Source organism: Dyadobacter linearis (genome assembly GCF_907165045.1).
GTDB classification, from domain to species: domain Bacteria; phylum Bacteroidota; class Bacteroidia; order Cytophagales; family Spirosomataceae; genus Dyadobacter; species Dyadobacter linearis.
On sequence record NZ_CAJRAU010000008.1, the window covers coordinates 61059 to 82090 of the forward strand.

General features: G+C 44.8%; 18 protein-coding genes. 4 read left to right on the plus strand and 14 right to left on the minus strand.

Translation table 11 applies throughout. From position 1 onward, the window contains the following. Positions 1–13: 13 nt before the first annotated feature. The 7 genes from KOD92_RS22810 to KOD92_RS22840 all read right to left on the minus strand — a co-directional run bounded on the left by KOD92_RS22810 (position 14) and on the right by KOD92_RS22840 (position 7608). The gene (locus KOD92_RS22810; RefSeq protein ID WP_215235927.1) at positions 14–262 is read right to left on the minus strand and encodes an acyl carrier protein; all 249 of its coding nucleotides are present in this window, start codon (positions 260–262) and stop codon (positions 14–16) included. Continuing rightward, a complete protein-coding gene (locus KOD92_RS22815; RefSeq protein WP_215235928.1) occupies positions 259–1923 on the minus strand; it encodes a fatty acyl-AMP ligase in 1665 nt (554 codons plus the stop codon). The genes KOD92_RS22810 and KOD92_RS22815 overlap by 4 nt, the downstream gene beginning before the upstream one ends. Positions 1924–2510: 587 nt before the next feature. Further along, a complete protein-coding gene (locus KOD92_RS22820; protein ID WP_215235929.1) occupies positions 2511–2810 on the minus strand; it encodes a Dabb family protein in 300 nt (99 codons plus the stop codon). A gap of 29 nt (positions 2811–2839) precedes the next feature. Beyond that, the gene (locus tag KOD92_RS22825; protein ID WP_215235930.1) at positions 2840–3931 is read right to left on the minus strand and encodes a sensor histidine kinase; all 1092 of its coding nucleotides are present in this window, start codon (positions 3929–3931) and stop codon (positions 2840–2842) included. A 371-nt stretch (positions 3932–4302) separates the two neighbouring features. After that, positions 4303–5577: a Glu/Leu/Phe/Val family dehydrogenase gene (locus tag KOD92_RS22830; RefSeq protein ID WP_215235931.1), complete on the minus strand. Its 1275-nt coding sequence runs from the start codon at positions 5575–5577 to the stop codon at positions 4303–4305. A 272-nt stretch (positions 5578–5849) separates the two neighbouring features. Then, positions 5850–6566, minus strand: a complete 717-nt coding sequence (locus KOD92_RS22835; protein ID WP_215235932.1) for a LytR/AlgR family response regulator transcription factor — start codon at positions 6564–6566, stop codon at positions 5850–5852. Between the two features lies 1 nt (position 6567). Next, positions 6568–7608 (minus strand): sensor histidine kinase, encoded by a 1041-nt coding sequence (locus KOD92_RS22840; RefSeq protein ID WP_215235933.1) that lies wholly within the window; start codon positions 7606–7608, stop codon positions 6568–6570. A gap of 233 nt (positions 7609–7841) precedes the next feature. Here KOD92_RS22840 and KOD92_RS22845 point away from each other — a divergent pair, with 233 nt between their 5' ends. Next, positions 7842–10286 (plus strand): outer membrane beta-barrel protein, encoded by a 2445-nt coding sequence (locus KOD92_RS22845; RefSeq protein ID WP_215235934.1) that lies wholly within the window; start codon positions 7842–7844, stop codon positions 10284–10286. A gap of 68 nt (positions 10287–10354) precedes the next feature. Here KOD92_RS22845 and typA read toward each other — a convergent pair whose 3' ends face one another. The 3 genes from typA to KOD92_RS22860 all read right to left on the minus strand — a co-directional run bounded on the left by typA (position 10355) and on the right by KOD92_RS22860 (position 12914). Beyond that, complete coding sequence (typA, locus tag KOD92_RS22850) at positions 10355–12169, minus strand: translational GTPase TypA (protein ID WP_215235935.1); 1815 nt, start codon at positions 12167–12169, stop codon at positions 10355–10357. Between the two features lie 210 nt (positions 12170–12379). Further along, positions 12380–12649, minus strand: coding sequence for a DUF2442 domain-containing protein (locus tag KOD92_RS22855; RefSeq protein ID WP_215235936.1), 270 nt, complete (start codon positions 12647–12649; stop codon positions 12380–12382). A gap of 1 nt (position 12650) precedes the next feature. Then, positions 12651–12914: a DUF4160 domain-containing protein gene (locus KOD92_RS22860; RefSeq protein WP_215235937.1), complete on the minus strand. Its 264-nt coding sequence runs from the start codon at positions 12912–12914 to the stop codon at positions 12651–12653. Between the two features lie 138 nt (positions 12915–13052). Between KOD92_RS22860 and KOD92_RS22865 the strand changes: the two genes are divergently transcribed. Continuing rightward, a complete protein-coding gene (locus KOD92_RS22865; RefSeq protein WP_215235938.1) occupies positions 13053–14645 on the plus strand; it encodes a M28 family peptidase in 1593 nt (530 codons plus the stop codon). Between the two features lie 66 nt (positions 14646–14711). Further along, on the plus strand, positions 14712–15581 hold the full coding sequence (locus tag KOD92_RS22870; RefSeq protein ID WP_215235939.1) for a TraB/GumN family protein: 870 nt from the start codon (positions 14712–14714) through the stop codon (positions 15579–15581). A gap of 3 nt (positions 15582–15584) precedes the next feature. On the opposite strand, the gene KOD92_RS22875 is transcribed toward KOD92_RS22870, so the two are convergent. Further along, positions 15585–17042, minus strand: coding sequence for an NADH-quinone oxidoreductase subunit N (locus tag KOD92_RS22875; RefSeq protein WP_215235940.1), 1458 nt, complete (start codon positions 17040–17042; stop codon positions 15585–15587). A gap of 103 nt (positions 17043–17145) precedes the next feature. Between KOD92_RS22875 and KOD92_RS22880 the strand changes: the two genes are divergently transcribed. After that, complete coding sequence (locus KOD92_RS22880; protein WP_215235941.1) at positions 17146–17808, plus strand: hypothetical protein; 663 nt, start codon at positions 17146–17148, stop codon at positions 17806–17808. A gap of 4 nt (positions 17809–17812) precedes the next feature. Here KOD92_RS22880 and KOD92_RS22885 read toward each other — a convergent pair whose 3' ends face one another. From KOD92_RS22885 to ffh, 3 genes are all read right to left on the minus strand, one after another. Continuing rightward, positions 17813–19054 carry an alkaline phosphatase family protein gene (locus tag KOD92_RS22885; protein WP_215235942.1) on the minus strand — a complete coding sequence of 414 codons (1242 nt, stop codon included), beginning with the start codon at positions 19052–19054 and terminating at the stop codon, positions 17813–17815. 84 nt (positions 19055–19138) lie between these two features. After that, a complete protein-coding gene (locus KOD92_RS22890; protein WP_215235943.1) occupies positions 19139–19639 on the minus strand; it encodes a hypothetical protein in 501 nt (166 codons plus the stop codon). A 2-nt stretch (positions 19640–19641) separates the two neighbouring features. Then, a complete protein-coding gene (gene ffh / locus KOD92_RS22895) occupies positions 19642–20964 on the minus strand; it encodes a signal recognition particle protein (protein ID WP_215235944.1) in 1323 nt (440 codons plus the stop codon). Between the last annotated feature and the right edge of the window lie 68 nt (positions 20965–21032).

The window sequence follows — 21032 nt, forward strand, 5'->3', positions numbered from 1 at the left end:
GCAGCAATATATGCTAAACTTCTTGATTCTCTAATATCCACTGGGTTGTAGCAGCGATCGTTCCCATTTCCCAGAAGATGGACGGGCTGAGCTCCATTCCCAACCACTCTTCTAAGTCGGCCGTGATGTTAACCAAAACAAGTGAGTCCAGCCGGAAATTGGCGATATTTGCATCCGGTAATACCTGCGCGGGATCCATTTCGGCATGGAGGGCAATATTGTGGATAATCCATCCGGAAATTTCGGTAAACGTTTTATTCATGATAGTAATTCGAGGTTTTGGTCAAAACTACCAAATATTTCTTTGGCATGAAGCCTTTGAATTTTTCCGCTGGAAGTCCTAGGGAGCTTGCCCGTCGGAATCAGTAGGATCTTATACGGGATCAATCCGAATGCAAGTCCGACACTGTGTGCGACAGTATTCTTTATCTGATCCATATCTTCTCCTGGTTGCACTATACGTTTTACTTCTGTTACAATCACAAGCGACTCGCCGAGTTCGGTATTGACGGAGAAGGCAGCAGCTGCATTTGGCTGAACATTCGTGTGGCATTCACTAACAACTTCCTCAATATCCTGCGGATAGTAATTTACTCCCCGAATGATAATCAGTTCCTTGGTACGCCCGGTAATGTAAAGTTGCCCATTTTCCATAAATCCCAAATCTCCCGTTCTTAGATAGGGTCCCGCGCCATCGCTGGTATATGCATGAAAAGTAGCTTCCGTAGCTTCCGGGTTCTTCCAGTATCCCAATGCAACGCCAGCGTTTTTCACCCATATTTCTCCAATTTGGGACGATGGCAATGCATTCTTCTCTTCTGACGCAACGATGACTACTTCCGTAAGCTCCACAGGCGGCCCGCAGGCGACTACCTCTTTGGAATTATCAGCTGTTTTGTGATAAACCATCGGTGTTCCATTCAAATGTAAGCTCACGGCCAGCGTAGCTTCGGCAAGTCCGTAGGCGGGTACCAGGCTGTTGCGCCGGAATCCAGTGACTTTCATGGTTTCAGCAAATCTTTCCAGGCTGGATATGCGTATCGGTTCTGCACCTACATACAATACCCGCAAAGAGCTTAAATCCAGCGTGGCAAGCTGTTCACCTGATATTCTGGCGTCACAATGATCAAGTCCGAAACCCGGCCCGCCACAAAACCCGGCCTGGTAGTTACTGATAGCTTGAAGAAATAAGAATGGCTTGGTAATGAAAAGCAGGGGGGAAAGGACAATGCCGGTTCCTCCTGTGTACAACGGGGATAAAAGCCCGTCAACTAATCCCATATCATGGTAATGCGGCAGCCAGGTCACCGAAACATCAGCTGCCGTTCTTCCAAAGCAATTATCGATAGCACTCAGGTTAGCAACCAGGTTAGTGTGGCTAATCATAACCCCCTTTGGAAGGCTTGTAGAGCCGGAAGTATATTGCAGGTATGCCGTTTGATGCGGATCGATGTCTGGAATATAGTTGCCGGCAGGCGTGGGATCAAAAGATACTTCGTCTGTAAACAACCAATTGATAGTGTAATCCTGTAATGCTTTTACGGCATCATTTTGCCTTTGAAAAAGCATTCTAAATGTCTTCCTGTTGGTGATGATCGCTGATGCTGCACAATCGCGAATAATATTGAGGATGCGCTGAATACCAGATTCCGAGTAGCCAACAGGGCAAGGTACGGCAATAAGCTTTGCTTGCAGTGAAGCCAGAAAGAAGCGAATAAAGGCGGCTTCTGCCGGAAGTAAAATCAGCAAGCGTGCGCCCGGCTTATATCGTGTGGATAGCCCGGCCGAGATCGCGTTTACCTGCTGACTTAGTTTGCTGTAAAGTATTTGCTCGGTTAACTCACCATCCTTACCTAAAAAGCCGTAAGCCAGCTTATCGGGATACAGGTTAGAATTTGATTCAAGTATATTGAGTATATGCATAAAAAAATAACAGGCCGAAAGCGAGAAGTTGACTCCGCCTTTGGGCCTATTTAATTAAAGCTTAAAATGTTTACGTCATCTCGGTACCCTGGACCTGTTTCCATGACCGTAATGGTTGCCCCGATTATACTGACGTCTGTATACTTTATCATTTTGACGGCTTGGTCTGTAGCGGTCCGCATGAATCACCCGGCGATGCGGCTTCGCAACCACTACCCGCGGCGGAGGAGCCGGGGCGCGGTAATAATACCGATGCCCGTGCCTGTAACCATAATCATAGCCAGGGTTGTATGACGCACGGTATGTACAGGATGAAATGCTGATTGCTGCGATAATCGTTATAATTACCGACAACATGACTCTGTTTGCTCTCATGGTTTCGTTCGTTTTGTGCTTCTTATAAAACGATCCCGCCGTGGGAATAGTGCCATCAGGCACCTGGCAAACGTGTTGTCGGATAAGTTATCCACAGTGTAGAAACTTGTAAGTGCAGGTTAATACACTGTAAATTCGGTTCGTGTGGACTTGTTAACAGGTTATCCACAGTGGTAGTGTGGATAACTTGTTAACAAATATTAGCAAGTGAATTATGCTTCTACATCGTAGATCAGCACCTTTTCCCAGAGGTGTGCATTCTCGTCGACAAACTTCTTGTGAAGTGGGTGAACCTGGTATACATCGTGCGCTGCTTCATCTGCAAAAACGAGGATTTCAGCAAAATCATAAGTGGCGTCGATTACCGGGCGGCGCGTTGCTGCCGGGGTACCTATGTAAACTGATTCAATGGATTCAATGGCTTCGAGGGATTTAATTCCGGCCAGTAGCTGCTCGCGCGCTTCTGCATTATCCTTCTCTTTTAACCAAAAAAAGACATTATGTACAAACATGGATGGTGGTTTTATAGGTTTTAAAATGCTTAAGAATTCACTTGCGTTACAAAATCTTCTTCACTTTGTTCCGAATGGGCGCTGGTAAACGCTTTTTCAAGTTTGAAAGAAAATGTGGTCCCCTTATCCGGCTTTGACATCACGGCGATCTTGGTGTCGTGCGCATTTAGAATGTGCTTTACAATCGCCAGGCCGAGGCCGGTACCGCCGATATCTTTGCTCCTGCTTTTATCGACCCGGTAGAAACGCTCAAATATACGGTTCAAATGTTCGTGTGGAATGCCCGGCCCGGTATCCCGCACAGCCACTTCCATGTATTTTTTACCCTCACTGAACTGCACAGTCACCTTGCCGCCCTCATTTCCGTACTTAATCGCATTTTCGATCAGGTTGAGCATTACCTGCTCCATTCGGTCGGCGTCGGCTTTAACCCACACTTCTGTAAGTTCGTCAGGCTTTACTTTTAATGTAACATTTCGGGATTTTGCGATATTTTCAAGTCTGCCGAAGATATTCAGCGCCATCAGCCGCATATCGACCGCGGCCATATTCATTTTAATATCCCCCGTTTCCATCTGGGACAAAACGAGCAGATCTTTTACGAGTACATCGAGACTATCCAAATTATTGGCTGCTTTCCGCAAAAAGCGCTCGCGTACTTTTTCATCATCCATCGCGCCGTCGAGCAAGGTGTGGATAAATCCCTGGGCGGCGAAAATGGGCGTTTTAAACTCGTGAGATACATCGGCAAGAAATTCCCGCCTGAATAATTCGAGCTTTTTCAGCTCATCAATCTCCTTCTGTTTTTTAGTAACATACACAAATATCTCGTCATTGATCGTCTTCAACGGATTGGATTCCTGGATCAGCTTTTTGCGTGGAGCAAGATTAAAATCCCGCATTTTGAGCTTGTGAATGGTACGGTACATCTTGTTCACCTCCCGGAAAACCAGAATATCGACCGTATACAAAACAAGAAAAAAGGAGGAGATAAACGCGGCAATAGAAACCACGAAAAGCATTCCTTTTGACACCCCCTCGACAAACGCTAGAAAACTGCTGGTGATAAGGGAAATCAGGAATGCAAGTATAAATGCAATAAATCGAGGACTCAGCGACATAACAAGAACATTATTCCCATAAAGTTAACATTTATGCCACTTATTAAGGCGCAATTAACCGGCTAGGCGGGATTTGTTAATGTTTGGGTAATGTGGTGGGGCGGTTTGGGTCATTGGTGGTCACTTGTGGGCATTAATAGTCATTCGTGGTCATTAATTGTCATTGGTGGTCATTAATTGTCATTTAGAGTCATTTGTAGTACTTGTTATCAGGTGTAGCTAAGGGCCAATACTTTTAACAATTCCTGACTAGTAATGACCAGAAATGACAATCAATGACAATCAATGACTTCAAATGACAATCAATGACTACAAATGACAATCAATGACCACAAGTGACTAATAATAACCACCAATGACAATTCCGAAAATCAAAACCCTCCCCTAAACTTATAAGTACTCGATACCTTGTCGATAGCTACGATGTAGGCGGCGATGCGGAGGGATACTTTGTGTTTTTGGGAAACTTCGTATACTTTATCGAATGAATCTTTCATAATCCGGTCGGTGCGGCGGTTGATCCTTTCCAGGGTCCATTTGTAGCCGATCCGGTTTTGTACCCACTCGAAATAGGAAACCGTGACGCCGCCTGCATTGGCCAGGATATCAGGGACTACCATAATGCCCTTTTCATTAATAATATCGTCTGCTTTGGAAGAAGTAGGTCCGTTTGCACCTTCTACGATCATTTTCGCCTGAATGCCGGATACGTTTTTGCGAGTGATCACGTCTTCCTTCGCTGCCGGCACCAGTACGTCAACAGGCAATGTCAGCAGATCGTCTCCTGGGATGAGCTCTGCGCCGCTGAAACCCTCCAGAGAACCTTTATTCGCGTCGCGGTAAGCTACTGCGGCTGCAATGTCGATTCCCTTGTCATTATAATATGCGCCGGAAATATCACTGATCGCGTGAATTGCCACGCCGCGGTCGCGGAGGAGCGTGGCGGCGTGTGAGCCTACATTACCAAAACCCTGCACTGCTGCAGTAGCACGGTACGGGTTGATCCGCAATTTTTCCATACCAGCCAGCGCCGAAACCATCACACCCCGGCCGGTAGCCTCTGTCCGGCCCAGCGAGCCGCCCAGTACCAGCGGTTTTCCGGTTACTACCGCAGGCACCGTCATCCCTTTCGATTTAGAGTATTCGTCCATCAGCCACGCCATTTCGCGCGGGCCCGTTCCCATATCGGGTGCTGGAATGTCCTGATCGGGCCCGAAAACGTCGAGCAATGCAGTGGTATAAGCACGCATCAAACGTTCGATTTCTCCGGCCGACATCTCACGCGGGTTACATGCGACCCCGCCTTTTGCGCCACCATAAGGAATATCAACTACCGCACATTTCCACGTCATCCACGCGGCAAGCGCGCGAACTTCGTCCAGATTTACATCAGGATCAAAGCGGATACCTCCTTTGCTGGGACCTAAAATGGTGGAGTGGATTACGCGGTAACCTTCGAATGTCCGGATCTGGCCGGAGTCCATCATAACGGGCAAGCCAACAATTACCTGCTTACGCGGTACTTTTAATATGTGGTACATTTCTTCGGAAATTCCGAGAATTTCTACGGCTTTATCGAATCTCTGCATCATTGACTCCAGCGGATTTTCCTTATCCTTAATGGGAGCCGGTTCTATGTATGACATTTTCTAACTTGTTGAAATAAAGAATGTTAATGAATAATGTGTATTAGACCTTACAAACTTACGGCATTTGTTTTTATAATAACAAAAACTCAAAATATCTTGGAATACTACAATAAAATGGTAGAAGTAGATTGTTTTAAACAACATGAATTGGCTGAATGAATATTTGGTTTCCTGCACTTTGCCAAAATATGATAGATACATTCTATGAAAAAATAAAATGATCAAAACCGACCACCCAAAGATTATTTTTTTGAAAAATGCAATGCTCCTCAGAAAGTCAGCCCGAGCTCTTTCAGCAGGTTATCGCGGTAATTTGTACCGATTGGAAGTTCAATGGTGTTCAGGAAAATACGGTTTCCCTCGATGTGGTTGATTTTGGATTTGTTGACAATAAACGATCGATGAATGCGGACGAAGGTAGTACCGGGCAGCATTTCCTCGAAGTTCGAGAAGGTCATGGCGGGTAGCAAGGTGCTGTTCGCCAGTATTATTTTGGTGTAATTGCCATTTGCCTCTGCATACAGGAGGTCCGAGAAGAGTATCTTATAAATCCTTCCGTCTGTTTTGATAAAAATGAAATCATCTTTTTTGGGTACGGTTGTTTCTGCTGCGGGACTGCCGGCTACCTGCAAGCGCTCCATTGCCTTGTCGACTGCTACAACAAAACGTTCGAGTGAAAACGGTTTTAATAAGTAGTCACAGGCAGAAAGTTCAAAAGCGTCGAGCGCGTATTCGCGATAGGCGGTTGTGAAAATTACCTGAGGTGGATTTTTAAGTGTTTTCAGAAAGGTAACTCCGTCCATTACCGGCATATTGATGTCCAGAAACAGGATATCAACCTTTTGCTCAAACAAAACGGGCTTTATTTCCAATGCATTTGTAACCGCGCCTACTACATTCAGGTAGGGGAAATGCGCGCAGTAGGTTGCGAGAATATCCCGCGCAATGGGCTCGTCGTCGACAATGAGACAATTTATCTTTTGCATATCATAGCGCATTTAACCTCAGCACAACCTCGTAGGATTGCGCCTCCTCTTTGATGGTCAGCTCGTGTGCATTAGGATAAAGCAGTTCAAGCCGCTTTTTAACATTGGGTAGTCCGAAACCGCTGTTTTTATCGAAAATCTTGGCTTCTTCTGTCGCAGGTCCGCGTGAGTTTTTGACTGCAAACAATACCAATCCGTTCCAGGTTTTGATAGAAATGTCAATGTAAATTTTCTCGTCGGGCGTGTTTTTGGAATGTTTAAAGGCATTTTCAATAAACACGATCAACAACATAGGCGCTATTTGAATTTGACTGTCGGTAACTTTCTCAATGTCAGTAACCAGTTCCAGCCGTTCTCCAATCCTGATTTTTTCGAAATCAATGTAGTTTTCAATATATGCCAGCTCATCTTTGAGCGGAACGAACATTTCTCCGGAATCGTAAACCGAATAACGAAGCAAATCTGCGAGTTTCAAAAGTAGCGGAGGGATTTTTTCGTGTTGCGTAATGGATAGTCCGTAGAGGTTATTCAATGTATTGAATAAAAAGTGGGGGCTTAGTTGCGACTGCAGCAGATGCAGTTCACTTTTACTATGCGCCGCCTCACTTCGGGCTACATTAAGCTCATTTTTGCCGATTTCCCGTACCAGTTTGATGAGCATACCAAGCATCACGCTGGCATTCATGAATAGCATCCAGCCAAGAACAAGTTCAAATCCTCGTGGACCATCTGGGGGGAACGCCATTGGTATTATGATACCCAAGCAGCTGATAGCTAGGATGGATGCAATAAAAAGTGCAGTTATTTTTAGCTCCTTGAACTTTATAATTGTCAGTTCTGCGAGGTACCTGCCGGTGAAAACGCCTGCGAACAAAAAGGCAGTAAGTGCAGTTGCAATTGCTTCGTCACCGTGCAAGTTCATTGCATTGGCAAAAAAATCCATTGCCACCCAGATCGGGCCAGCCGCGCATGCAGATAGGAAGATGTATTTATCCCGGGTGCTAAACCCCGTTTTTGTCCAGATATCCGTTTGCTTTTCCATTTCCATTTACCGGTTTGTGAGATTGCAAAGGTGTTTGTCAGGATCACAACTATGCAATCTTGCTGTCGGATTGGCTAAAAACCGTGACAGAAGTCGGGATTTAGCTTTCAGATCATTTCGACCTGCTGTGAATCGAGTCCGTCAGTGATTTGGGAAGTTACGACACTATTATTTCCCGCAGCCGGACAAGCTTCGAATATTTGGCTCATCAAATCACTTCCAATAGATGAGCCATGAAAACGATAAGCACTTTTTTAATCATTTTACTTTTTGCCAACCGGCTACTTGCCCAGTTGCCTGTGCATTCAATTTCCGGAACTGTAAAAGGTATAGGCAATGATGTTTTGCCCGGCGTAACTGTGCGGGTCGTGAAAATGCCGGATTCGATTTTTGTAAAAGGTGAGATCACAGATATCAATGGGAAATTCCAAGTTAGTGCATTGGACAGCGGGACGTACATGCTGGATATATCCGCGGTAGGTCAGAAAAGATTTATCAGCTCGCCACTGAAACTCGACAGTGCGCATCGGTCCATTGTATTGCCAGTTATCATTTTGCTTCCTGCCAAAAATTTAGAGTTGAAAGAAGTTACTGTAAAAGCTAAAAAGCCGCTAATCGAGCAGGAAATTGATCGCACAATCGTGAATGTTGAATCGATGATCAGCAGCGCGACGAGCAATACTATGGAGGTTTTGGAAAAAACGCCGGGTGTTTCTGTGAACAATAATGGAGAAATAAGTCTGAACGGGAAGAGTGGAGTACTGGTGCTCATTGACGGAAGAAGTACCTATATGTCAGGCACCGATCTGGCGGCTTACTTAAAATCGCTTCCTGGCGGGTTGCTGGATAAAATTGAGCTAATTGATAATCCTTCTGCAAAATACGATGCGGCTGGAAATGCTGTGATTGATATTCGTTTGAAAAAGAACAGGATCGGCGGTTTTACGGGAAGTTTTTCGGCGGGATTTAGTCAGGGTAAATATGCGCGGACCAATGATGCGTTGAACCTGAATTACAATTATAAGAAACTCAATGTGTTTGCGAATCTGGGTTATGGATTTGAAAGGAATTACAGTACTGATGTTTTTGACAGAAGATTTTACAATGAAAATGCTGCGCTGCTGTCGAGAGTCGATCTTACTAATGATCAGGTCTACAAAAATAGAAGTATCAATGCCAATATCGGTTTTGATTTAGCTGCTACTCCGAAAACGACATTTGGTTTGATATTGAATTTAAACAAAACAAAAAGAGACGGAACACTGGAATACGAAAGCAGGAACTACAACGCAATGCACGAGCTGGCGGTTTTAGGGAAAGGCGGAACTTCGGGCGGGGACAAACGGGATAATACTGCGCTGAATTTCAATATGCTGCACAAGTTTAATACAGCTGGAAAGGAGCTTTCAGTCGACGCAAATTACCTTCACTATGCAAATAATGGAAGGCAATTATTACAAAACCTGGCTTTTAAGCCTGATAATAGTCTGATCCAAAAAGAAGAATTTGTGTACCTGATTCCGGCTGATATTAATATTTATACAGTGAAAGCAGACTATGTGCATCCATTCAAAAACAAGGCACGGCTGGATGCGGGTTTTAAATCGAGTCTGATAAAAACAGATAATGTGTTTGATTTCTATGATCGTGAAAATGGTCTTGAAACGATCGATAATGCTCAATCAAATCATTTTAAATACAATGAGAATATCAATGCGGCTTATCTAAATGCGCAGAAATCCTGGAAGAAAATCGGGTTGCAATTTGGTTTGAGAGTTGAGAATACAAATATTGAAGGGAATCAGCTTGGTAATGAGTTGGTTGCAGGCTCCTCATTTAAAAAGCATTATACAGGCGTATTTCCAAGTGCTTACATTAGTTTCAAACCTGATGGAAAAGGGGATAACACTTTTGGGTTAATGACAGTAAGAAGAATCAGCCGCCCCAATTATCAGCTGCTCAATCCATTTCTTTTCCAAAGGGATCAATATACATACAGCTCTGGTAACCCGGATTTGAACCCGCAATACCAAACCCGCGCTGAACTAAAATACCAGCGGAAACAGTGGCTGAATATGGGATTGAGCTATAACAAATTCAGCAATACTATTTTCCCCACTACACAAACAGTCGATACAATTTTCATAAACCGGCCCGATAATATCGCAGGAGGCTTTATGGTACTGCTGAATACCAGTGTATCTGCTTCACTGACGAAATGGTGGTATACAAATACAACGTTGAGACTATCGAGAATCGGACTGAAAGGGAAAGTACTTACGGAAGATCTTGATTTCAAAAGTAATATCGCACGGCTGGAAGTAAATAATTATTTTACGTTGAGCAAGAGTGTAAGTGCAGAACTAGGCGGCTATTACGCGAGCCGTGATTTTACCGGGCAGACTGTCACAAGTGGAATGTACCGCGTGAATGCGTCCATTCAGAAAAAGCTACTGGGCGGAAAAGCCAGCATCCGACTTTCGTTTGAAGATATTTTCCATTCGTGGGTTTACCACAACAGGTCAATCAGCTTGATCCAATCAGAATATTTTCAAACTACTACCACGGACACCCAGCGGATCGGAGCTGCATTTACTTACCGTTTTGGTAAAGATACTTTTGCTCGGAAGAGAAGGCACAACAACAATGCGTCGGATGAGGAGAAAGAGCGGTTGTAAGCTGGCGCTAAATGAAATAGGGAGCACTTTCGCGCTCCCTATTTGCTATTGTGACTTTCAGAAATGTCCTAAGCCATTTCCATTTTGCCGGAATTACGTTTGCGATCGTTTTCTTCCAGATAGATCTTCCGCATACGGATGCTTTGCGGAGTCACTTCAAGATATTCATCTTTCTGGATGTACTCCATAGATTCTTCAAGTGAGAAATTGATTTTCGGAGCGATTCTCAAACCGTCATCAGTACCAGAAGCACGCATGTTGGTCAATTTTTTCGCTTCCTGAAGGTTTACCACGATATCGTTCGGGCGGTTGTGCTCGCCGATAACTTGTCCACCGTAAATTTCATCACCCGGCTCTACGAAGAAGCGGCCGCGATCCTGCAATTTATCAATGGTATATCCAGTAGCTGGTCCTGTATTTTTCGAAATGATAGAACCACTGATACGTCCTGGGATTGGTCCGCGGAATGTACCGAACTCTTTGAAACGGTGCGTCATAACTGCTTCACCCTGAGTTGAAGTCAGAACGTTCGAACGAAGTCCGATCAAACCTCTTGACGGAATCAGGAATTCAAGGTGCTGCAAATCGCCTTTTGGCTCCATAACAAGCAATTCACCTTTACGCTGCGTTGCCAATTCGATTACTTTACCAGCAGTTGATTCAGGAACATCTACTACCAAAGTTTCGATTGGTTCAAGACGTTCGCCTTTTTCATCTTCTTTGAAAAGAACCTGAGGCTGACCCAATTGCAATTCGTAGCCTTCGCGACGCATTGTTTCGATCAATACCGACAAGTGAAGGATACCACGACCGAATACAAGGAATTTATCTTCTGTATCTGTTGGCTCAACGCGCAATGCAAGGTTCTTCTCAGTTTCTTTCATCAAACGGTCACGAAGGTGGCGTGATGTTACAAACTTGCCTTCTTTACCGAAGAATGGAGAGTTATTGATGGTGAACAACATATTCATTGTTGGTTCATCCACTGCAATACGAGCGATTGGCTCAGGATTTTCAAGATCAGCAAGTGTGTCGCCAATTTCGAAATCTTCAATACCAGTTACTGCACAAATATCACCTGCTGTAACTTCGGCCACTTTCACCCGACCAAGTCCTTCAAAAGTTTGAAGTTCTTTTACTTTCACTTTTTTGATCACACCGTCTGCTTTGCAAAGTGACAATGTCGATCCTTCTTTGATAGTACCGCGTTTCACACGACCAATTGCGATCCGGCCAACGAATGCATTGTAGTCAAGTGAAGTGATTTGCATTTGCAGCGTACCTTCGTCGATAACCGGCGCAGGAATGGATTCGATGATCGTATCCAGCAAATAGGTAATATTATCAGTAGGGTGTTGCCAATCCGGGCCCATCCAGCCTTGTTTTGACGAACCGTAAACTGTAACAAAGTCAAGCTGATCTTCCGTAGCACCCAGGTTGAACATCAGGTCAAATACATTTTCCTGAACTTCTTCCGGGCGGCAGTTTTCTTTATCTACTTTATTAACAACGACGATTGGCTTCAAACCCAAATCGATCGCTTTTCCCAGTACGAAACGGGTCTGTGGCATCGGGCCTTCGAAAGCATCGACCAGCAACAATACGCCATCCGCCATTTTAAGTACACGCTCCACTTCACCACCAAAGTCGGCGTGACCTGGGGTATCGATTACGTTGATTTTATAGTCTTTGTAACGAACAGATACGTTTTTCGAAGTAATTGTAATTCCACGCTCACGTTCCAGGTCGTTGTTGTCAAGAATAAGGTCGTCGAATTCCTGATTGTCCCTGAAGAGCTTTGAAGCGTGGATGATTTTGTCAACCAATGTGGTTTTACCGTGGTCAACGTGCGCAATGATTGCGATGTTACGAATGGCTTGCATTGTTTTATAGATCAATTGTTTACGAAACCTGAAATTGGATAGTTGGATAGAATTACCAGGCCCCGCTATGCTTGTTTGACTGAAGTATTGTCAAAATAAGGTGCAAATGTACGAGTTTTCTGCTGAATAGCAGTATTTTACAATTAAATTATTGTTAATAGCTAAAAAGGAGGCTTTATACTGTGAGAAGTGCAAATTAAGAAAAGGGAGTCAGAATGATGCAATCTCGGCTTCTGACATTTTGTAAAGATTGTCCGGATCAAAATCGACACCATTTTCCCAGATTAATGTTCCATAAGAATCGAGTTTGACAGATTTGAAATAGTCTGGATCGGCAAGCTGACTTATGAGACCATCGTTGATCTTCCGATACTTTTCAATAACTTTTTCAAGATCAACTACACGCAATTCACCCGTATTGAACAGGCAGCTGACTGTGTAATCTTTGACGGCAACGATCTTTTGAATGTAGTACAGCATTTTATTGAAGTGGGTTAATCTTGTTCCACGATTTGTGATCCTCACCAAGCGTCACAAAATTCTCTAACAATTCTACTTCATGAATAATTGCCCAGGCTTGTACCAATTTAAGCTGTTTCGGCGGAAGATAACCTTCAAGCGGCTCAGCATTCTTGATTGAAATAATCGCTTTGAATTCCTGAAATTCTGCGTGAAAGTGGGGCGGATTGTGATCGTCGAAAAACATTCTGATAACTATTCCGAGAAAGCGGCTTATTTCAGGCATAGAATTATAATGTGTGAATGAGACTCAAATTTAAGATTTTCCTTCGACAGTTGGTGACAGCGCCACGATTGTCTCGATTTTGCTTTCGCCGGCAGGTTTGTTTACTTTGTAAAGATTGACATAACAACAAACAGATACATGAATAAGAATTTGCTCGCCGGAATATTGCTTTCCGCTGCAACAATAGCGAATGCACAGGATGATGCTTCCAAATACGCAGAAAGCATCAACAAGGATGATCTTAAAAAACACCTGGTAATTATCGCTTCCGATAGTCTGGAAGGTCGGGATACAGGCTCGCCGGGACAGAAAAAGGCAGCCGAATATGTTTCCAAATACTACAAGCAGTTCGGCTTGCAGCCAGGCGCAACCGACGCTGACGGAACAAAAAGCTTTTTACAAAAATATACCCTGCACAAAAGAAGCTGGGGCGAAGTGTATGTAAAGGCGGGTGATAAGAAATTCGAGTTTAATAAGGATTTTTACCTGAACGGGATATTACTAGCCCCCGAAGAGTCTTCCTCCGAGGTAGTTTTGGCTGGTTATGGTATTGATGATCAGGCATATTCAGATTACAAAGATCTGGACGTGAAGGGTAAATCAGTTATCGTTTTCGAAGGCGAGCCGAAAGCTGCCGACGGGAAATGCCTGATCAGCGGAACTGCTGAGAAAAGCAAATGGGGCGCGGCTGTGGGCTGGCAGAGTAAAGTAAAAGCGGCACACGAGAAGGGAGCGAAATATGTTTTTATTATTACGGATAAGACCGGCGATGATCTCGACAAGGAAATTCGGCAGCGGGCTGTGATGGCGCGCAGGTTCAATGCGCCTACATTAAAACCTGTTCAGGAAAACCCTAACAACATTGCGGCGGTGGGTGTATCGCAGGATGTAGCTGCCCAAATCCTGAATACGTCGGTGGCCAAGCTGGCAAAAAATAAAGCGGCTATTGACAAATCGGGCAAACCTTTGACCAAAAATCCAACCGGGCAGGTAGCTGTAAAAGCGGAGCGGACAAGCGAAACGATCGAGACGGAAAACGTAGCTGCTTTTATGGAGGGTTCTGATAAAAAAGAAGAAGTGCTTGTTATCAGTGCGCATTTGGACCATATCGGTATTTCACCAAACGGAGAAATAAATAATGGCGCCGACGATGACGGATCGGGAACCGTGTCGCTGCTAGAAATTGCGGAAGCATTCAGTAAGGCGAAAGCAGAGGGAAAAGGTCCGAGGAGAAGTATTTTGTTCTTGAATGTAACGGGTGAAGAAAAAGGTCTTTTTGGTTCTGAATATTATTCTGAAAATCCTTTGTTCCCGCTTAAAAACACGATTGCTGATTTGAATATAGATATGATCGGCCGCGTGGATGAAGCACATAAAAACGATCACAATTATGTGTATCTGATCGGGTCCGACAAGCTTTCTTCGAAGCTGCACGAGATTAGCGAAGAGGCGAATAAGAAATATGTGAACTTCAAGCTGGACTACACTTTCAACGACCCCAAAGATCCGAACCGTTTCTACTACCGTTCCGATCATTACAACTTCGCGAAGGTCGGCATACCTGTGATTTTCTATTTTACAGGAGTGCACGAGGATTACCACAAGCCCGGCGACGATGTTGAAAAGATCTTGTTTGAAAAGCAAACTGCGATCGTTAAACTGGTTTTTCACACGGCTTGGGAGTTGGTGAACAGGGACGAGCGGATCGCGGTGGATAGTAATAAGGAATAGGGAGGAGAGGGAGGAAGGAGAAAGGGAGGAAGGAGGAAGGAGGAAGTTTTTTTAAATTTGGTTTGTATGAAAATTCGGGTTTTGGGGTTTTTGGGGTTGATGTTTTGCTTTTTCGGGGAGGCTGGGTTTGCACAGGTTCCTTCTGAAAACGCGTTGCTTTGGGAGATATCGAAACCCGGGCAGGCTAAACCTTCCTACCTTTTTGGTACCATTCACCTGATCTGTCCGGCCGATTTTGTGCTGAGTGATTCACTGAAATCGGCCGTGACGAAGTCCGGCCAGATCGCATTGGAAATGGATATGGACGATCCGGGGATGATGATGACTATGATGAAGTCTATCAATATGAAAGATGGTGTCGAGTTGAAAAGTCTGATCACTGAATCCGAATACAACCAGCTTAACCGGTTTTATACTGATTCGGTGGGAATGGGGCTTGCGATGCTTGAAAAGGCCAAACCTTTCGTGTTAATGGGGCCTCTTTTCCATGCAGTATTGGCTTGCCAGCCCCAGTCCTACGAAATGACACTGGTTGAGCTGGCCAAAAAGCAAAATATGGAAGTAGTTGGGCTGGAAGCGCTGGAAGAGCAAATGGCAATTTTTGATTCAATACCCTATAAGGAACAGGCCAAAATTATCATATCCCTGATCAACGACCGACCGAAAGCGAGAAAGGAATTTGAAGAAATGGTGGCACTTTACAAGCGTCAGAATATCAGCGGGCTGTATGATCTGACCATGAAAAGTGAATATGGATTGGAAGGAAATGCGGAGATTATGCTTTTTGACCGAAATAAAAAATGGATACCCCGCATTCAAAAAATGATCGGTGAAAAACCTACCTTCTTTGCGGTAGGCGCGGCGCATTTGGGAGGTGAAAAGGGCGTGATCGCATTGCTGAGAGAGCAAGGATTTAAAGTCCGCCCGGTTTTGTAGTTTTTAAAAAGCGGTAATCCATTTCAGCAGCCACTCTGGGCTGAAAAAGAGCGCGAGTACTGCTACCAGTACAACTCCTGCGAGTACTTTTCCCGGAATATTATCACTTACTGCCTGCGTTCCTGCTTTTTCTGACTTGAAGAACAATAGATATGGAAGTCGCAGGTAATAGGCGAGCGAAATAGCCGCATTCAATATTCCGCCGATCAGCAGCCACAACATCCACGGAAATTCCTGCTGATGATAGCTTTCCCAAAGTGCAGAAAATATCAATAATTTTGAAGTAAAGCCCACAGTAGGAGGAAGCCCGGCGAGCGCGATCATGATCACGGTAAGTGTTCCGGAAATCCAGATATATCTTTTTCCCAACCCTTCATAATCGGCGAGAGTAGTGTCGGATTTTGGTTTTAAAAGGTCAATCAGCAGAAATGCGCCGAGGTTGATGATCAAGTAGGAAGCAGTGTAAAATACAGCAGATTCAAACCCAAACCGACTGTAAGCCGCGATCCCTACTAACAAATAACCCGCCTGCGAAATAGAGGAATAGGCAAGAAGTCGGCGCGCATTGGTTTGCCACAAGGCGGCTACATTGCCGATCGTCATGCTGATCAGCGCAATTCCGCCCAGGATCGGGAAATATTGCGCCGGTAATATCCCCGCAAGGCGCATTAATACCAATACAACAGCTACCTTAGGCGCCACAGATAAGAAGGAGACGAGCGGAGTAGGAGCGGATTCGTAAACATCTGGCGTCCAGACGTGGAAAGGGACGAGCGAAAGCTTGAAAAGCAGCCCGGCGAGCGTCAGTACAATGGTAACCGTTACCACCAGGTCATTGTTGTTAGACAGCCCAACAGTGAGCGCCTCGCTGGTAATATCCATCGTGCCGGTAATGCCGTAAATGAACGATATCCCGTAAAGCATTACTGCCGAGCTGGCTGAGCCGAAAAGCAAATACTTGATCCCGCCCTCCGCAGCTTTCCGGTAGGGCGATAATGCGACCAGGATATAGGAACTGATGGAAATGAGTTCGAGCGACAGATAAATAGAGAGCAAATGTGTGGACATACTCAGCAAATTCATCCCGGCCACGGCCGCGATCAGTAATGCATTGTATTCCGGCGGGAAATCATATTTCAGGAACCGGACGTGCAGCAGCGTAAATAACCAGGCAAAAACGATCATCAACTTGAAAAAAACAGCCTGACGATCGAGGAAGAGCAGGGGATGGAATTTAAACGAAGGTTCAGCATTCCACTGCATTAAAACCAGCCCGAAAGTGATAATGCAGCCAGCCAGCGCGATGTTTTGCAAATAGGCTGCGGATTTTGCCGGAGTTAGTTTTTTAAGAAAAAGCAGTTCAGCAAGCAGTATAAAACAAAAAAGGAGAGCCAGGAAAATTTCCGGAACGATGCCTGCTAAGCTTTGGCGTATATGTATGAGCTGTTCGCTGATATTCAATGGAACGGGTACAATTTTTTTGGCAAAAGTACTTAAAGATGACAGGGAAACCAGCCAATGCGGCTACCCAACTTCGAACTTATCAAATTAACCAACTTAAATCATGAATTATTTAAGAAGATTTTTTCTCTTAACTCCAATATTACTTGCACACCTGGCGATCGCACAGGATTCAACTGGTCTTGCAGGCACTGCCTACAATGAGGCTTCTGCAGAGACCGACGGCTCGCATTACCTGTTTAAAGAATGGTATTCGGGCAGTATCAGAACTTCCGACGACCAGGTTAAGGATGGTGTGAAAATCCGGTATGATGTAAATAAGGATGAGCTGGAATATAAGTCGGATTCTGGCATGTACCGCGTTTCGGCGGGTATCAAGGAATTCAATTTGCCCACCGGCACCGATTTGTACACATTCAGAAGCGGCTATCCCTCGGTCGCAGATCAGACTGAAAAGAGCTTTTACCGTTTGATGTATGACGGAAATACGAAGCTTTTAAAGAAATATGTCAAACCTATCAAAGTCGAAAAAGCAAGTGCGACTACTCAAATGGACCCTTCGGCGAAACTTTATATCCTGAAAGACGGAAAAATGAATTTAGTGGATCTGAAAAACCGAAAAAGCTTCCTGAAACTGCTGACCGACGAAAAGAATAAAATGCAATACGTGATTCGTGAGCAGCAACTTGACTTCGCTGCCGACGATGACCTGATTAAATTACTCGAAGAATACGATTCTTACAAAGCGGGTCGCGGCGGCAACTAAGCTGTTATTTCTCCACGATCCAGCGATTCACACTATTATATTTCGCTTCTAACACCACTTTAAAAAAGCCGGAAGGATATTTACTGATATCTATTTCGGCTTTTTCATTGGTAACCGGCACTTCGGCGGCCAGGTGGTAAATGTCCCTGGTACCTTTGGCGAAATTGTTGGTAGTCGTAATCCAAACCTTCACATTTCCTTCCTTATTTATTGATTTCCAGGTTAATGCGATTTTTCCCTGCTCTTTTTTAATGGTAGGGTTATTCATAGAAATTTTCCCTGTCAGCGCAATTCCGTCGACTTCAAATGCCTGATCTTTCGGAATGTGGATATCCATGTGACGCGCCACGGTAGGCATAATGTCGACGATCCCCGGATTGGCTTTGAAGTTGGCATTCAGGTCTTTTGCATTCGTCACGATCCATGTCCCACGCTCGCGGTCTGACTGTCCGCCGTGGCCTTTTCCGGTCTTGCTGTCGCGACCGTGATCGGTGGTAACAACCACCAGCCAGTCTTCGTTAAAGGTTTTTTCGCGGTATTGAACAGATTTCCAGAGTCGCCCCATTTGATCGTCCATGGTTTGAATAGCCTTGTGGAATTGCTCGCTGTCGCCAAAACGGTGGCCCATATCGTCCGTAAATTCGAGATAAACCCACGACATATCCGGCGCATTATCGTGAATGTACATGGCAGCCTCGTCCACTACTTTTTCATCGATCTTGTGAATGTACTCTGCCTGCTTGTCGTGTGGAAAATGAATGGTATCGACTTCCAGGCCGTCGAAAGAATAGTCTAGCTGCAACTTATTGGTTTGTTCCAACCCTTCACCTACCAGCTTCGTGCGGTTATCCAGCCAGGTTGAGAATACGGCGCTTTTTTTGTGTGGATACTGACTTTCCAAAAACCGGAATAAAGTCCAGTAATGATAGTTGGGGTCTTTGATATCGTTGTCAAATACATTGTGCTTATTGACCCAGGTGCCCGTCAAAAGACTGTTGTAGCCTACCGCCGAGATCGTTGGCGTTTCGGAATAGGTACCTTTATCGCCGCCTACGTGCGCGCGGGTATAGCCGCCTACTTTTGCAATTGCGTCTAGATATGGTGTGGGAATTTTCTCTTTACTATCACTGGAAATCCCGTCCACAATCACGAAAAGCGTCTTTTTAATTTTAGTTTGGGCAAAAACGCTTTCTTTTTGAAAAAGGACTAAGACGAAACTGAGCAGGGATAACCGTAAAATTTTCATTTGAAACAGAATAAAAAATGCTCTCAAATTAACGGCGATTTTGCCGGATTTGAGAGCATTCATGCACTAAGAAATTATTAAATATCAGGGATTTGCCGGCAATGCTGGCGTTTCTTCGGTCTTTTTCTTTTTACCAAAAACATAAACCAGACCAAAGTGGCTTTTCAATACCCCGCTGTCAAATTCGTCCTTCACATAGGGATTCAGTTCCAGAGCGAGCTGAATGTTCCTGTTTTGAGGCAACGGTGATATTCTAACACCCACATTCAGTGAATATCCGTCGATCGTAATCAGGTCTGCATCCGCGTCAGCAATGCGGTAGAGCGGGTTCAGTCGAAGTCCGCCGCCAATATACCACTGTACAACTTCGCCCCTTTTCAAATTGATCATCGGAAGTAGATCGACACTCAGACTGCTAAAAAGTGAGTTGGTCTGAAACCGGGTATCGAGCCAGATCGCTTTCCGCGGGTTGGTACTTACCGAAAGCAGGCTGCTCCACGGATAATATCCCACAGAAGCTTGTGCTTTGAGTGTTTCTGTATTTAATGCAAAAAGAACGGTGAGCAGGCAAAACAATTTTTTCATCACTAGCGGCGGATCGCTTTATTCAGTTTACCGGCAGCTTGCATGGTATTCATCTTCTTCATCATTCTCCGCATTTCATCAAATTGCTTGATCAGGTTATTGACCTGTAAAATGGTGGTTCCGCTACCGGCTGCGATCCTTTTCTTGCGGCTTCCGTCGATCATATCCGGATTTTCCCGCTCCTTTTTGGTCATCGACTGAATGATCGCCTCAATAGGTTTGAAGGATTCATTGCTAATATCAAGATCCTTCATCGCGCTGCCCATTCCAGGGATCATACCGATCAGATCTTTCACGTTACCCATTTTCTTGATCTGCTGTAACTGACCAAGGAAATCGTCAAAATCAAACTTATTCTGACGCATTTTCGCATTGATACGCTTCGCTTCATCTTCATCAAAAGCCTGCTGCGCGCGCTCAACAAGGGAAATAACGTCACCCATACCCAAGATCCTGCTCGCCATCCTGTCGGGATAGAAAGAATCCAGGGCCTCCATTTTTTCGCCGGTACTGATGTATTTGATCGGCTTATCTACAATCTGACGGATCGAAAGCGCCGCTCCACCACGTGCATCACCGTCGAGTTTTGTTAATACAACTCCGTCAAAATTAAGTCTTTCGTTAAATGTCTTAGCCGTGTTCACCGCATCCTGTCCCGTCATCGAATCCACGACGAAGAGAATTTCAGATGGTTTTACAGTGGATTTAATATCTTCCACCTCCTGCATCATTACTTCATCCACCGCCAAACGTCCCGCAGTATCGACGATCACAATCTTCTTGCCCGTTTTCCTTGCGTACGCTACTGCATTCTGTGCAATGCTTACTGCATTTTTGTTCTCAGGCTCTGAATATACCTCCACGCCCACCTGCTCGCCGAGCACTTTCAGCTGGTCGATCGCCGCGGGACGATACACGTCGCAGGCAGTTAACAGAACCTGGCGACCTTGTTTTTTGAGTAATGCAGCCAGTTTCCCGGAGAAAGTAGTTTTACCGGAACCCTGCAAACCTGCGATCAGGATCACAGCCGGGTCGCCTTTGATATTGATCCCTTCGGCTGTTCCGCCCATCAACTCGGTCAGCTCTTCCTGAACGATCTTGACGAACATTTGTCCCGGCTCGACGGAGATCAATATCTTTCTGTCAAGCGCTTTTTCACGGATGCGGTCTGTAATTTCTTTGGCAACCTTGAAGTTCACATCGGCGTCGACCAACGCTTTGCGGACTTCCTTGGTAGTTGCGGCAACATTTATATCGGATATCCTGTCCTTTCCTTTGAGTGTGCGAAAGGCATTATTTAGCTTATCCTGTAAGTTCTCAAACATGGATTATAAAGTATTATTCTTGATCTGACCTTAAATAAGTCACAAATGTATAAATAAAATAAGGAGTA